The following is a 17516-nucleotide window of genomic DNA, read 5'->3' as shown; positions in this document are numbered from 1 at the left end:
CCGCCGCACGGGGATCCAGTCCGATGAACACGCCGCTCACTCCCGAAGACATCGTCAACAGCGTCCGGGTCGGGGACCAGTCCCAGCCCTCCGTCGCGGCCCTCGCGGACGGGCGCTATGTGCTCGCCTGGACAAGTGACGGGCAGGACGGCAGCGGCAACACGATCGTCGCGCAGATGTTCAGCGCGCAGGGCGAACGGATCGGCATCGAATTCATCGTTAATACAGATGGGAACGGCTCCCAAAGCCAGCCTGTCGTGACCGGCACCGCCGATGGCGGTTTCGCCATCGCGTGGACGGGGATCGATACCAGCGGGCCTGCTATTCTGTTGCAACGCTATGACACGCAGGGCGACCCGGTGGGGGGCGAAACGCTGGTGCCCAGCAGCACCCTCGGCACTCAGAACGATCCGTCCATCGCAGGGCTTCCGGGCGGCGGGTTCGTGGTGTCGTGGTACAGCGACTACGGCAACGGGTCGTCTTTGGTGCGCGACGTACATGCACAGGTCTTCGACGCGGTCGGTGCGCCGGTGGGCGGCGAAATCACCGTCAACACGACCGGCGGCGGCTCGTCGTCCTTCGAGACGGAACCGTCGGTCGCCGCGATCCAGCCGTCGATCGGGCCGAACGGCCTGCCCAGTGGCGGCTTCGTCGTCGTGTTCGAGTCGGCGGGTGATGTTCTGGGGCAGCGCTTCGACCAGGGCGGTGTGCCGGTCGGACCCGAATTCGCGGTCAACACGACCTTGTCCGGAACGCAGGAGGCGCCGCAGGTCACCGGGCTGGCCGACGGCCGCTATGTCGTGACCTGGAATGACCGGAACGGGCAGGACGGCAATTCTTATGGCGTGTTCGCGCGCGTGTTCGAAGGCGACGGGACACCCGTGACCGGTGAGATTTTCGTCAATGTCGAAACGTCCAGTGTGCAGTACGAACAGGCGATCACCGCGACCAGCGATGGCGGCTTCGTCATCACCTGGAGCGCGTTCAACTCGGGCGGGTCAGGCGACGGCAGCAGTTACGGGGTCATCTCGCGGCGCTTCGACATGGACGGCACGCCGCTGACCGGCGAGACGATCGTCAATACCGAGACCTCGGGCAACCAGGAGCAGCCGACCGTGGCGCCGTTGCCGAACGGCGATTTCGTCATCGCGTGGCAAAGCGCGACCTCCGGCAGCGCGGGCGACGGCAGCGGCAGCGCGATAGCACAACGGCTGCTGGGCGACCCTGCCGGTTTCATCGCGGCCCCGGCCCGCCCCGAGGTGGAGGCAATGTCCACCACCCGCACCTTCAGTGAGGCGGACCTGAATGTTGGCCCGCAGCGGATCGACGCGGACGGCGCGGCGGCCATTTCGGATGCAGACAGCACCGATTTCGCCGGGGGGCGGCTGATCGTGGGGCGCCTGTCTCGGTCAGTGGACGATGACGATTTCGCGCCACAGGACGCCGACGCGCAGGACGTGTTCGGCCTGCTGACCGGCGGGCCGGTGTCCGTCGCCGGCGGCATCGTCAGCGTGAACGGCACGGCGGTCGGCACGATCACCTCGCCCGGCACGGGCGGATCCGACCTCGTCGTGGCGCTGAACGCCGACGCGACCGCAGCCCGGGTCGAGATCCTGATCGAGAACCTGTCCTACGCCAATCTGTCGGACGATCCGGTCAGCGCGCTGAGCGTCGCCATCCAGCTAGAGGACGGGGACGGCGCAGCCAGCGATCCTGTCGTCGTGGACATCACGATCTCGCCTCAACTGGACGCGGAAGGTTTCGTGCGTGGCGAAACGCGGGTCAACACGGTCGTCAACGATGCGCAGCAGCACCCGGCGGCGGACACGCTTGCCGATGGCGGCTATGTTGTCGTCTGGCAATCGCGCAACCAAGACAATCCAGGCGACAACAACGAAGGCGTCTTCGCACAGCGCTATGACGCTGACGGGGTCCCGGTGGGGGCCGAATTTCAGGTAAACACGACCATCGGCGCCGGGCAGCGCGACCCCGATGTCGCCGGTCTGAACGATGGCGGTTTCGTCGTCGTGTGGAACGATGACAACATCGCCGGAATCCGTCTGAACCGCTATGACGCGGCAGGCGTGCGGACCGTGACCGAATTGCAGGTGGAAACGGAAAGCAGCGGCACTCAGTTCGACCCGAAGGTCGAGACGCTGACCAATGGCGGCTATGTGGTGACCTGGGTGTCGCAGGCATCCGGCAGCGCCGGGGACGGCAGCGCAAACGGGATCATAGCGCAGATCTTCAATGCCGCGGGCGCGCCAGTCGGCGGCGAGATCATCGTCAACGGCCAGACCATCGGTACCCAGCAGACCCCCGAAGTGACCGCGCTGAGCGGCGGGCGCTTCGCCATTACCTGGGTGGATACCGATATCGCCAACGGCGACGGATCGTCAAACTCGGTCGTGGCACGCGTGTTCAACGCCAACGGCACGGCGGCGACGGGCGACATCGCGGTCAACACGACGACCGAAAACAACCAGTCCGGCGCTGTAATTGACACGCTGGCGAACGGCGATTTCGTCGTCGCCTGGCGCTCCGAAGCACAGGACGGCAGTTCCGGCGGGATCTACTACCAGCGGTTCGACGATACCGGCGCGGCGATCGGTGGCGAGATCCGCGTGAACGACTTGACCTTGGGCAACCAGACCGATCCGGCGATCATCGCACTGACGACCGGCGGGTTCGTCATCTCGTGGACCGACACCAGCACCCCGGCACCGGGCAGCGGCTCGGACGTGTTCGCACAGGTCTTCGATGCAGACGGCACGCGGGTCGATAGCCAGGTGCGCATGAACACCGAGGTGAGCGGGGAGCAGAACGAGGCGGTGATGACCGCCCTGCCGGACGGCAATCACGTGGTGATCTGGCGCTCCGACACGTCGGGCAGCGCGGGCGACGGGTCCTCCAGCGGCATCTTCAAGCAACTCGTGGGCGATCAGGCCGAACTTGCAACCTCGGCCGCACCGATCATCTCCGGGCTTCCGGGCACCATCTTTCTGGCCGAAGGCGACGCCAATCTCGGCGCACGTCTGTTCACCGCCGGCGCCGCGTCGCTAAGCGACCCCGACACCACCGATTTCGGCGGCGGAAGCCTGCGCGTCACGCGCGTGTCGACCGAGCAGGACATCCTCGATTACAACGCGCCGGACGACGAAACGCAATTCGGCCTGTCGGTGGCGTCGGGCGGGCGGATCGGCCTGAATGGCCCCGCCACGCTTACTGTGGACGGTCTCAACGTGGCCACCATCGTTGAGGATGGTCAGCAGGGCGCAGACCTGTTGCTGACCTTCCTGCCCGGCGCCAGTGCCGAAGCGATAGAGGTGCTTCTGGGTGCGCTGACCTATACCACTGCGTCGGACGATCCGTCCGCGCAGGTCAGCTTCTCGGCCAGCTTCGTCGACGGACAGGGCGGCGTGACAGCGCCGTTCGTGTTCACCGTGTCGGTCACGGCCGAACCCGATGCGGGCAGCGCAACCCCGGTGGGCGATGCGACGCAGGTCAATACGTTCACCCCCGGCAATCAGGACGAGGTCGCCATCGCCACGCTCAGTGATGGCGGATGGGTGGTGACATGGACTTCGGCGGGTCAGGATGACGACAGTGCCGCGGTGTTCCAGCAGAGGTTCACGGCGGACGGCGCCACGACCGGCGGCGAAGTTCAGGTGAACACCACCGAGGCGCGCGCGCAGGACAGCTCGTCTGTCGCAGCGCTGGCCGATGGCGGATGGATCGTTGCGTGGGACGGCAACGGCAACGGCGACGACTTCGGTATTTTCTTCCAGCGCTATGACAGCACCGGCGCGCCGCAGGGCGGCGAGACACTGGTCAATGTCGGCGACACCGGATCGACGCAGGAGGACCCTTCGGTCGTCGGGCTGCCGGGCGGCGGTTTCGCCATCGGCTATGCCTCGTTCGGGCTCGACGGCAGCAACTACGGAATCGGGATGCGCCTCTACGACGCGACGGGCACGCAAGTCGGCGCCCCCATCGTCGTGAACACGGAAACCAGCTCAACGCAGCAGGACGTCGCGCTGACGGTTCTGGCCGATGGCCGGATTGTGGCGACATGGACGTCGCAGACATCCGGCAGCGCAGGCGACGGGTCGTCCTCCGGCATCTTTGCGCGCGTTTTCAGCGCGTCCGGCGTCCCGGCGGGGCCTGAATTCCGGGTCAACACTGAAACCTTCAGCACTCAGTCTGATCCCAGCATCGGCGCCACGGCGGATGGCGGCTTCGTCATCGCATGGGCCGATTCAAGCGGCCAGGACGGCAGCGGAACCGGAATCGCGGCGCAGCGGTTCGACGCGTCGGCCGTTCCCGTCGGCGGTGAGTTTGTCGTCAACGACCAGCGGGTCAGCACACAGCAGTCGCCTTCGGTCACCGGACTGACCGACGGGCGCTTCCTGATCGCATGGCAGGATTTCGGCGGAACGGTCGATGTCGAAGGGCAGCTCTATTCCGCCAGCGGCGCGCGGATCGATGGGTCGTTCCCGATCAGCGGCGGCGTCACGGGCTCCCAGCAGTTCCCCGCTGTCGCGGCGCTCCCGAACGGCAATTTCGTGGCGGCCTGGCAAAGCAGCACCGGCGACGGGTCCGGCGAAGGCGTGTTCCAGCAGATCTTTGGCGACCCCGCGGATTTCGCACTGAACATCGCCCCCGTGATTGACGGTCTTTCGCGGGATGTCACCTTGTCCGAGGCGGATGTGAACGCGGGTCTCGTGCGGGTGGACGAGGACGCCACCGTCGCGGTCGGCGACCTCGATAGCGCGGATTTCAGCGGCGGGCGCCTTTCCGTGAGCATCGACGCGACGTTCAACGAAATCAGCCAGTTCGGCGGACAGGACGGCCTTGCGCAGGACCAACTTGGACTGATTGCCGGCAACGTTGGCAACGGGATGGTCACGTTCTCGGGCACTGGCATCGGCGCGACTGTGTCCGTGGATGGCACGGTCGTCGCGACCATTGCCTCGGACGGGGTGAACGGAGCGCCGCTGACCCTCGATCTGAACGCCAACGCGACGCCCGAGACAATCGAGGCGATCCTGGGCAACCTTGGCTACTCCAACCCGTCGGACGATCCGGCGCCGCTGCGTCGGCTTCAGATCGACCTCAGCGACGGGGACGGCGCGGCGGCACAAAGCCGGGTCATCGACCTCCGCATTTCGCCGGAAACGGACAGCACTTTGGTCGACGGGCCCGAGCGCATAGTGAACGCCCACACCGAAAGCGAACAGGGCGTGCCCGATGTCGCCACCCTTTCGGGCGGGGAAACCATCGTCGTCTGGCGCAGCGGTGGTCAGGACGGTTCCGGCTACGGCGTGTTCGGGCAGCTTTACGATGCCAATGGCGCGGCGTCCGGCCCGGAATTCGCCGTCAACCTGTCAACGGTCGCCTCGCAATACAATCCGGTCGTGACTGCACTTGCCACCGGCGGGTTTGCCGTCGCGTGGCGCGATGACAGCGGCGCCGACGGGTCGGGTGCGCGCGTCGTGACACGCACCTTCGCCGCCGACACCACGCCCACTTCGGGCGAGGTGCAGGTCAACAGCACGACCTTCTCGACCCAGGCGCAGCCCGCGATCGAGGCGCTCGGCGCCAGCGGCTACATCGTGAGCTTCTTCTCTCAGGACGGAGATGGCAGCGCGCAGGCCGTGCTGGCGCAGACCTTCGACAACACCGCCACACCGGTCGGCGCCGAACAGGTCATCAACACCGCCAACACACTGGGCAACCAGAGCCAGCCGGCGATCGCCGCGCTGGTCGATGGCCTGGGCGCCTTCGACGGGCATGTCGTGGTCTTCACCTCGGACACCAGCGGCGCGCAGGGTGATGGCAGCGGTTTCGGTATCTTCCAGCGGGCCTATGACGCCACCGGCGCGGCCACTGGCCCTGACACGCTGGTCAACACCCTGACCGCGGGCAACCAGACGCAGCCGACCGTAGTCGGCCTTGCGGGTGGCGGTCACGTCATAGCCTGGACCGACGACACTTCCGACGGCAGTTTCAACGGCGTATTCGCCCGTATTTTCAACGTGAGCGGAGCGCCGCTCGGGGATGCGTTCCGGGTAAATACCACGACGAACAGCGGCCAACTTAGCCCCGACGTTGTCGCGTTGAGCGATGGCGGCTTCGTCATCGGCTGGGAAGACCAGAGCGGGCTGGACGGATCGGGCATCGGCGTCTTCGCGCAGCGGTACGACGCGAGCGGCAACCGGATCGACGGCCAGACGCGGATCAACGTGGAGAACTCCTCCAACCAGAGCGGCATCGCGCTGGCCGAAACGGCAGACGGCTTCACCGCCGTGTTCAACGCGGAAACCTCGGCCGGATCCGGCGACGGAAGCTCCACCGCGGTGGTCCTGCGCCGGTTCGAGACGACGCCGCCCGCCGACAGCAGCCCGCGGATCGAAGACCTGACCCGTCTCTCGACGCTGTTCTCCAATGACGTGACAGCGGGGGCGCGCGTGCTTGACGACGCGGTCGCGCTGGTCGATCCGAACGGTGGCACCTATGCGGGCGGTGTGCTGGACTTCTACTACACCACGCCAGTGCAGGCGACCGATCAGCTGTCTCTGGCGGCCACCGGCCCCGTGACGATCACCGGTGCGGCCAATGACGAAGTGCGCGTTAACGGCACGCTGGTCGGAACCATAGACGGCACGCTGGACGGTGCCAACGGTGCGGGCCTGCGGATCGATCTGACGGCGAATGCCGATGCGGCCGCCGTCCAGCTGCTGATCGAACGGCTGGCCTTCGCATCCAGTGACACCGCGGCCAATGTCACCAATACCACCCGAGGGGTGGGCGTGACCCTCACCGACGGCGCGGGCGGGCAGAGTGACCCGCAATCCGTATTCGTCCGGGTTCTGACGGGCACAGACAGCACGACCGGCCTGCAGCTTAACGACTGGGGCGTGTCCGAGAACCAGCAATTGCAGGCCCTTCCGCGTCTGAGCGAAATCGCACTGAACGCCCAGCCACTTGTCATCGACGCGGATGTCGATCTCGACGACTTCGTCGGCGCCAGCTTCGATACCGGCTTCGTGCGGTTGACCAACGTGTTTTCAAGTAGCGACGCGCAGCAACTGTCAGTGCTCAACACGGGCACCGGTGCCGGAGAGATCGGCTTCGACGGCACGACAGTCACCTTCGGCGGCACGGCCATCGGCACGCTGAACGCGACCTCCGACGGCGTGGACGGCGCACCGCTCCAGATCGACCTGAACGCCGCCGCCACCGCCGAAAGTGTGGAGGCGCTTGTCGAGGCGCTGACCGTCGCGCTGAACGGTCAGTACAACACCAACACCGTCGGCTGGGACCTGGTGGTCGCCAACGGCGCCGGGAACCAGACGCAATTCAACCGCCTGAGCGCGCCCATCGACCGGGATTTCGTGACGGTCGCCCCTGCGTCCGGCGAAGAGGTACAGGTCAACACCTTCGAGACGCGCGCTCAGGACGATCCGCAGGTTACCGCGCTGGCCGGGGGCGGCTACGTCTTCGTGTGGACCTCGGACCGGCAGGAAAGCAACACAAGCGCCGACGGCGTTTTCGCGCAAGTGTATGACGCAGCAGGCCAGAAGGTCGGGCCCGAATTCCGCGCCAACGATACGGCGGTGGGCGGGCAGTACGATCCGTCCGTGATCGGCTTGTCCACCGGCGGGTTCGTGATCGCGTGGTCCGACGGCAGCGGGCGGGACGGATCAAGCATCGGCGTGTACGCGCAGCGCTTCGACGCGAACGGCACGCCGCAGGGCGTGGTGATCCAGCTAAACGAGGAAACAAGCTCCAACCAGGATCACCCACAACTGGCAGCGCTCGATGCCGGGCGTTTCATGGCGGTTTGGGAATCGGTCAATTCCGGGTCCGCTGGCGACGGCAACGGAGGCGGCGTCTTCGCTCGCATCTTCGACGCCGCAGGTGTGCCCGAGGGCGGCGAGTTCCAGGTCAACACGCAGACCTCGTCGAACCAAGGCCAGCCGTCGGTAGCCACGTTGCCCGATGGCGACGTTCTGGTCGTGTGGACCGATTTCGGCCCGAATGACGGGTCGTCCGCAGGCGTTTTCGCGCAACGGTTCGACGCAGCGACGGGCAATCCGCTGGCCTTCGACGGGAGCGCGCTGCCGCCCGCGACCATGGCCGAGACGCAAATCAACACCGTCGCGGCTGGCAGCCAGAGCAGTCCCTTCGTCGCCAGCCTCGGGGCCAGCGCAAGCCTGCCGCAGGGCGGGTTCGTGGTGGCTTGGGACGGCCCCGACAGCAGCAGCACCGGGATCTTCGCACAGATCTTCGCGCTTGACGGCACGCCGCAGGGCAGCGAGATCCTTGTCAATTCCGACGAGCAATCCACGCAATCCTTCGCTGCCATCGCAGCGCGTCCGGGCGGCGGCTTCATTATTGCCTGGCAGGACTTCTCCAACGAAGCCGACAACAGTGGCACCGCCGTGACAGCCCAGGAATTCGCGGCCGACGGCACAGCCGTGGGCCTGCCTTTCCTTGTCAACAGCGAGACCAGCGGCAACCAGGTCTCGGTGACGATGGCGACGCTGGCAAACGGCACGGTGGTCACGGGCTGGGTTTCCCCGACCTCTGGCAGCGCCGGGGACGGGTCGAGCAACGGTGTGTTCCAGAAGCTGTTCGCTTCGCCCGCCCCAGCGGCGGGCGCCGAGGCCCCGGTGCTGGTGGGTTTGCCCGATGGCACGACCTTCGATGAGGCGGCCGTGAACGCAGGTCTGCAACTGATCGACACCGATGGAGCGCTGTCGCTGACGGACGCGGATTCCACTGATTTCGACGGTGGCGAGATCCTTGTTTCGACGCTGGTAACAAATGATACCGCACTGTTCGACCAGCTTGCGCCCAACCCGGACGATCTTGGTGTTCTTGCAGGGGCAGGCGTAACAATCTCCGGTTCCACCGTTTCTGTAGGTGGGACGGCGATTGGCACGATCGACACATCGGACAACGGACAGGACGGTGCGGTCCTGCGGATCGCGCTGAACGGCGACGCCACGCCCGAACGGGTGGAGGCGGTCCTGGCGCGGCTGGGCTTCGGCACGCAGTCCGACAACCCTGTAGACGCCCGCAGCGTGATCGTGCAGGTGACGGATGGCGACGGCGGATCGGTGACCAGCGCACCCATCGTGCTGACAGTGACCCCGGAAGTGGACCGAACAGCGCTTGCTACAGGCGAAGAATGGCAGGTCAATACGCAGGCCAGAAATACTCAGCAATCGCCCGCCGTCGCTGCGGTGTTCGACACCGGCGGCGTGCAGATCGGCACCGTGTCGGTCTGGGCCAGCCGCGACCAGGACCGCCCGCAGGACGGAGGCTTCGGCGTCTTCGCGCAACTGTTCGATTTGAATGGCGATCCGATTGGCGCAGAGTTCCGGATCAACGCGCACACCGAATTCGACCAGCAGTCGCCGGTCGTCACCGGCCTTCCCACAGGCGGCTTCGCTGTGGCCTGGACAGATGACAGCTGGGCGCACCCGTCCGTTCTGGCCGCCGGGCAAAACATCGGCACCAAGGTCATTGCCAAGATCTTCGATGCCGCGGGCACGCCCGTTTCGCCCGAATTCGTGGTGAACGACCAGATCAGTTCGAACCAGGACGAGCCAACTATAGCCGCGCGCGGCAACGGCGAAATCATCGTTGCCTATCGGGATAACGGTAACGCCGATGGCAGCGGTCAGGGCGTGTTCCAGCGCGCTTTCGACAGTGCCGGGAACGCGCTTGGCGCCTCGGTGCAGGTCAACACGCAGACCAGTTCTAACCAGTCCCAACCTTCGGTCGCGGTCCTCGCTGGGGGGAACAGCGTCACGGTCTGGACCTCGGCCGACTCCGCGCCCGCCGGCGATGGCAGCGGGAACGGCCTGTTCGGACGGCTCTTTACAGCTGCAGGCGCGCCGATCGGTTTGGAATTCGCCATCAACACGACAACCGGCAATAGTCAGAGCGATCCTCATGTGACCGGCCTGACAGGGGGCGACTTCGTCGTCGTCTGGCGGGACGACAGCGGCAATGACGGCAGCGGTTCGGCCGTAATAATGCAGCGCTTCGACAGCGCCGGTGCCCCGGTCGGAGCCGAAATCCGCGTGAACGAAACGGCCCTGAATTCGCAATACCAGCCCGACATCGTCGCGCTGGCGAATGGCGGCTGGGTCGTCGTTTGGACGGACAACGCACAGGACGGCTCCAGCGAGGGGATATTCGGCCAGGAGTTTGCTGCCGATGGCAGCCGCGTGGACGGTGAGTTCCAGGTCAACACGCAGACCAGCAGTGCCCAGAACAACGCCTCGGTGGCCGCGCTGCCGGGTGGTGGTTTCGTCGTCAACTGGTCGTCGGTGACCTCCGGCAGCGCCGGGGACGGCGACCAGAACGGCGTCTTCCAGCAGACCTTTTGGGCCGGGCTTTCGCAGTCCGATGCGCCGCTGATCACCGGGCTGACCGACCTCGCGCTGACCGAAGCGGCGGTGAACGCGGGGCCGCAGCAGATCGGCGCCGCGCTTGGCTTCGGCGATGCCGACAGTCCGGATTTCGCGGGCGGCGTTCTGACCGTGTCGGTCACCCAGAACGCGACCGTTCAGGAACAGTTCATCGGTCCGGATGATGGGGCGCAAGACCAGCTTTCGCTGATTTCGATCTCCGGCGTGTCTTTGTCCGGAACCAGTGTGCTGGTGGATGGAACGCCGGTCGGCACGATCACGTCCGACGGGGTGGACGGCGCGCCGCTCCAGATCACCTTTCTTGGAGCGGCGGACGCGGACGCGGTCAAGGCCGTGCTGCGCGCTGTCAGCTATGCGAACACGTCGAATGATCCCGAACAGGTGCGGGAGATCGCGATACAGTTGACCGACGGCGATGGCGGCGTGGTGCGCCAGACCATGACGCTGTCCATCGCGCCCGAGACCGATGGCGCAACCCCGGTCGGCGACGAGGTGCTCACCAACAGCTTCACCATAGACAACCAGTTGGACAGCCATGTCGGTGTACTGGCCGATGGCGGCTACGTGATCGTCTGGACCTCGACCAATCAGGATGCGACCGGCGACAACGACCTTGGCATCTTCGCGCAACGCTACGACGCGGCGGGCGCCCCGGTGGGCGGCGAGATCCTCGTGAACACGGTCACCATCGCATCGCAGTCGGATGCGGAGGTCGTAGGCCTTGCCAATGGCGGCTTCGTGGTCGCTTGGCGGGACACCTCGCGCGCGTCCAGTTCGCACAACGACGAAGAAGTCGTGTTCCAGGTGTTCGATGCGCTCGGCCAGCGGGTCGGGGGCGAAACCGCCCATGACAGCGCGACCTCGCAGAACCCGTTCGCACCCGCGCTTGCGGCGTTCGATGCGGGCGGCTTTGTCATGGTTCACCACGCGCAGGACCGCGCTTCGCCCTTCGGCAACAAGATCCTCGGCCAGCGCTATGACGATACCGGCAGCCCGGTCGGCACCGAGTTCGAGATCGCGCAGCCCGGCGGCAACAGCGCGGCCAATGCCGATGTCGCGGCACAGGCCGACGGCACCTTCGCGGTGGTGTTCCAGGAACAGGCGCTGGACGAGTCGGGCGCGAACAACAGCGGTGTGTTCCTGCAACGTTTCGCGGCAGACGGCACTGCGCTCGGCCTGCCGGTAACGGTGAACCAAATCGTCCGGTTCGATCAGTTTGCGCCGCGCATCGCCGCGCTGGACGGCGGCGGCTACGTCGTCGTGTTCGAAAGCGACATCGGCGACGATTTCAGCTACACCAGTACGTCCGGAATCTACGGTCAGGTGTTCACATCGGGCGGGGCACCGATCGGCGAACAGTTCCTTGTGAACCGTGTAGTCGATAGCTCCCAGACCGATCCTGACGTGGCCGCAACCGATGGCGGTGGTTTCGCAGTCACCTATACCGATCAGAATGGCACGGACGGATCGGGCCGGGGCGTGTATGTCCAGCAGTACGACGCGGCGGGCAACCGGATCGACGGGCCGGTCCAGGTCAATGTCGAGACGTCCAGTACCCAGGACGACGCCAGCATCGCAGCGCTGCCTGGCGGCAATTTCGTGGTGTCCTTCACCTCGAACACCAGCGCCACCGCAGGCGACGGCAACAGTGGCGGTGTGTTCCACCGGTTGATCGGGGATCCAGCCGACTTCAACCTTGGCGCCGGGCCTGTTCTGGACGGCGTCAACCGCACGGTCACTTATTCGGAGAACCTGCTGAACGGCCTGCCGCAACTGATCGATGAGAACGGGGCCGCCGCCGTGTCGCACCCGACCGCGACCGATTTCGATGGCGGGTCGATCCTGGTGTCGAACGTGCTGTCCTCGGCCCCGCTGATCGACCAGATCAACGCGCCCGACGATCTGACCCAGGACCAGCTTGGCCTGCGCCAGGCCGACGGCATCACGATCAGCGGCACGGCCGTCAGCATCGACGGCACGCTGGTCGCCACCATCCTGCAGGACGGGCAGAACGGCAGCCCGTTCGAACTGCGTCTCAACGCCAACGCGACCCCCGAACTGGTTGAACGGCTTGTCGAGAATCTGACCTACCGCAACATTTCGGACGATCCTCTGCCGACGCGCGAATTGCGCATCCAGGTCACGGACGGCGATGGCGGGGCCTCCGCCCCGTCTCTGGTCACTCTGACCATCGACCCGACGCCGGACGCTGCCGTTGCGGTGGGCGGCGAGCGCGTGATCAACACCACGGACACCGGCAGTGAAAGCGCGCCGAAAGTGGCCGGTCTTCCGAACACGGGCGGCGATTTCATCGCAGTGTTCGAAAGCGGCGGCGCAGACGGGTCCGGCGGCGGGCTTCTGGCACAACGCTTCGACAGCCTCGGCAACCCGGTGGCGCGCGACGGCACAGGCCTTGCCAGCGGCGTGACGGACGAGTTCCGCATCAACACCGTCAGCACTTCGAGCAACCAGTTCGATGCGGATGTAGCGGCATTCTCGAATGGCGGCTGGGTCGTTGTCTGGTCCGACAGCACGATCGACAGCAGCAGCACCGGCGTTGCGGCGAAGATCTTCAATCCGGATGGCACACCGCTGGATGGCACCGAATTCATCGTCCCGTCCTTGACCAGCTCGACCCAGGACATGCCATCCGTCGCCGTGCTGACCAATGACCGGTTCGTGGTGACGTGGGAATCCGTCAATTCGGGCGGGGCCTCCGACGGCGACAGCCAGGGCGTTCTGGGACGCCTGTTCGAGGCAAACGGAACCCCGGTTGCAGGGCAGTTCGTGGTCAACACCACAACAGCGGGCAGCCAGGGCGATCCGTCCATAACGGCGCTGGCCGATGGCGGTTTCCTTGTCACTTGGGAAGACCGATCCGCCGCCGACGGCAGCAGCAACGGCATCTTCGCGCAGCGTTTCGACGCCAACGCGAACGCACTGGGCACGGAATTCCGGATCAACACGACCACCGCGAACAGCCAGTCCGACCCCGTGGTCACCGCGCTGAACAACGGCAACATCGTCGTTGTGTGGGAAGACAGTGCGGCGGATCAAAGCAGCACCGGCGTCTTCGCGCAGATCTACGACGTGACCGGCACGGCCGTGACGGACGAATTCCGCGTCAACGACCAGCGCATCAGTACGCAGTTCGACCCGGTGATCGCATCGCTTGATACCGGCGGCTTCGTGATCGCCTGGACCGACAACAACGGAACCGACGGCAGCGGTCAGGGCGTCTTCGCCCAGCAGTACGATGCGGCGGGCAACCGACTCGACAGCCAGTTCCAGGTCAATACGACATTCCTTGGAACACAGAACCAGCCAGACATCACCGGCCTGCCCGGCGGGGGCTTCGTGGTCGCCTTCAATGGCTCCACGCTTCTGCAGGTCTACGGCAACGACGCGCCCGTGCTGTCGCCGATCAGTGCGACCGGGGCCGAAGACACGGCCATCGTGCTTGACGCGGCACTGTTCGACGCGGGCTTTACCGACCCGAACGGCAACACCTTGCAGTCCGTGCGGATCGACACCTTCCCGAATGACGGCACCCTCACCCTGTCAGGCACGCCGGTCGTCGCCGGGCAGGAGATCAGCCGCGCCGACCTGATCGCGGGCAATCTCGTCTATCTCGGCAACCAGGACTTCAACGGCGCCGACAGCTTCCAGTGGACCGGATCGGACGGAATTTCTTTCGCGCCGACGGCAGTGCAGGCCGACATCACCGTGACCCCGGTGAACGACGCGCCGGGACTTGAGGCGGGGACAGACGCGACGCTTGGCGAAGGACAGACACTGACTCGGCAGATAACGCTGACCGATCCGGACTTCGACACGCGCAGCTTCACCGTGGACTATGGCGATGGCTCTGCGCTTCAGACGTTCAACAGCACGTCGCTTACACCGAACCTGTCGCATGTCTATGGCAGCGAAGGCAGCTTCACCGTCACCGTGACGGTCGACGACAATTCCGGCGCAGCCAATGCGTTCGAGACGGACAGCTTCACCGTGACCGTCATCAACGCCGCACCGATCACTGGGCCCGACAACTTCATCGTGAACGAGGACGGCCCGGCCGGAACCGGCAACGTGCTGACCAATGACAGCGATCCGGGGGGCGACCCGATCTCGGTGTCGGCGGTGAACGGCCAGGGCGCGGATGTCGGCGTGCAGCTCACGTTGCTGTCGGGCGCACTTCTGACCATCGACGCCGCGGGCAACTACACCTACGATCCGAACGGCGCCTTCGAAGGGTTGGCGGATTTCCAGAACGGGTTCGACAGCTTCAGCTACACCGTGACGGACGGCCTGCTTGAAACCTCGCGAACCGTCAACGTGACGATCGACGGGCAGAACGATGCGCCCGTCGCCGGCGACGACACCGCGACGGTGAACGACACCGCGACGGTGACGCTGAACCTGCTGACCAACGATACCGACGTGGACACGGCCAACACGGTCAGCGTGACAGGCTTCGACGGCACGGTCAGCGGCGTGTCCGATCTCGGCGGCGGTGTGTTCCAGGGAACCGTCACGGCGACCGGTGCGCTGGTCACGCTGGACACGAATACCGGCGACGTGACCTATGATCCGAACGGCGCGCTGTCCGGCGGCGGCAGCGACAGCTTCGGCTACCTTGTGAGCGACGGGCGCGGCGGCACCGACAGCGCGACCGTGAACATCACGGTCAACGGCACCAACCAGAACCCCGTCGCGGGCGACGACCTGCAGATCGTGACCGAGGACGTCAACGCTTTCGGCGCACCGCTGTTCGTTGGTTCGACAGGGCCGGACAGCGACCCCGACGGCGACACGATCACGGTGGTCACGGTGAACGGGTTGGCGGCGAATGTCGGCACAAACCTCTTGCTGGGGTCGGGCGCGACGCTGAACGTGGCTGCGACCGGCACGTTCTCCTACCTGCAAAACGGCGTGTTCAACAGTCTCGCCGTCGGCGAGACCGGCAACGACAGCTTCACCTACACGATCAGCGACGGCAACGGCGGATCGGACACGGCGACGGTTACGATCGAGGTGCAGGGTGTGAACGATGCGCCGGTGGCGCTGAACGATAGTGCGAGCACCGACCAGAACACCGCGATCTCGGGCATCGGCGTGCTCGGCAATGACAGCGACGTGGACAGCACGGACACGCTGGCGATCGATCAGTTCGGCGGCGTGGCGGCCGTGCCGGGTGCGTCTGTGGCGGGGGCCGGCGGCGGGCTGTTCAGCTTCAATGCCAACGGCACCTTCGACTACGATCCGAACGGCGCCTTCGACAGCCTCGCGCAAGGGTCCAGCGGAACGGACAGCGTTTCCTACCGCGTGTCCGACGGCAATGGTGGCACCGACATCGCCACGCTGTTCGTCACCGTTTCGGGACTTAATGACGGGCCGGACGCCGTGGATGACGGCTTCGCCGTCGGCAAAACGGCAACGCTGACCGGCCTGTCGGTCACCGCGAACGACACCGACCCGGACAGCGGCGACTCGCTCTTTGTGTCGCTGATCAACGGTACGGCGGCCGTCGGCACACAGATCACGCTGAGTTCCGGGGCGCTGCTTCAAGTCAACGCAGGCGGCACCTTCAGCTACGATCCGAACGGCCAGTTCGACTCGCTTCAGAACGGCCAAAGCGCGACGGACAGCTTCACCTACACCCTGAGCGACGCGCTTGGTCAGACCGACACCGCGACCGTGACCCTGACGATCAACGGATCGAGCACGCCCCCCGTCGCAGCGCCCGACAGCGCCACCACGGACGAGGACACAGCCACCGACATCGCGGTGCTGGGCAATGACACCGACGCCGACGGCGATTTGCTGAGCGTGACCACGATCGAAGGATCAGCAGCCGCGGTCGGCGTGGCGGTGGCCCTCGGGTCGGGCGCGACGGCAACGCTGAACGCGGACGGCACGGTGACATACGATCCGAACGGCGCCTTCGAAGCCCTGGCCGCCGGCGGACCGGACGGCACGGACAGCTTCAGCTACACCATCGGCGATGGAACGGGCGGCAGCGACACGGCCACCGTCTCGGTCACGATCACCGGTGTGAACGATGCGCCGGTCGCCGCCAACGATAGTGTCGTCACCGACGAGGAAACCGGCATCGCTATCAACGTGCTGGCCAACAACGGCGGGGGCGTGGACACCGACCCGGATGCAGGAACGATCCTCGTGGCAGACGAGGTGAACGGCGGCGCGCTGGCGATTGGCGCGTCGGTCCTGCTGACCAGCGGTGCGCTGGTGACACGCGACGCGTCGGCCAGCTTCACCTACGACCCGAACGGCGCCTTCGAAAGCCTGTCGGCAGGAAGCTCGGCCGGTGACAGCTTCACCTACCGTCTTTCGGACGGGCAGGGCGGTACCGACCTTGCGACGGTGTTCGTCACGGTGAACGGTGTGAACGACGCGCCCGACGCGGCCGCTGACACCTTCGCGGTCGCGGTCGGCGCGGCGCTGTCAGGCAACGTGCTGGCCAACGACACAGATATCGACTCGCTCGATGCGCTTGCAGTGGTTGGGGTGCAGGGCGGCATCAACCTCGGCACGCCCGTGGCCACCGACAACGGCGGGCTGGTCACGCTGACCTCCACCGGGGTGTTCAGCTACGATCAGAACGGCGCCTTCGCCGGGCTGGGAGCAGGCCAGAGCGCCACGGACACTTTCGCCTACCAGATCTCCGACGGCAATGGTGGCATCGACACGGCGACTGTGACGATCACCGTAGGCGGATCGAACTTGCCGCCGGTCGGGGTGGACGACACCGCAACCGCGAACGAAGATGGCCCGGCGATCCTGGTCGATGCGCTGAATAATGACACCGACCCGAACGCGGACCCGCTGGCCGTGAGCGGTGTGGATACCACCGGCACGCTGGGGCTGGTCACCGACAACGGCGACGGCACCTTCGGCTACGACCCGAACGGCGCGTTCGAGGCACTGGCGGCGGGCGAGCAGGCCACCGACAGCTTCACCTACACCGTAGACGACGGGCAGGGCGGCTCCGACACGGCCACCGTCACCGTCGCGATCACCGGGCAAAACGACGCGCCGGTGGCG

Annotated in this window: 1 protein-coding gene; it reads left to right on the top strand. The window is 66.0% G+C overall.

The features are described from left to right. Positions 1 to 23 precede the first annotated feature (23 nt). Positions 24 to 17516: beta strand repeat-containing protein (locus DKT77_RS00335; protein WP_109809752.1), on the top strand; the 17493-nt coding region annotated here is incomplete at its 3' end.

Origin of the sequence: Meridianimarinicoccus roseus, from assembly GCF_003172915.1 — a bacterium.
In the GTDB taxonomy this organism is placed as follows: Bacteria; Pseudomonadota; Alphaproteobacteria; order Rhodobacterales; family Rhodobacteraceae; genus Meridianimarinicoccus; species Meridianimarinicoccus roseus.
Note: the sequence above shows the minus strand (reverse complement) of the source record. Positions and strands in the feature narration are given on the sequence as shown.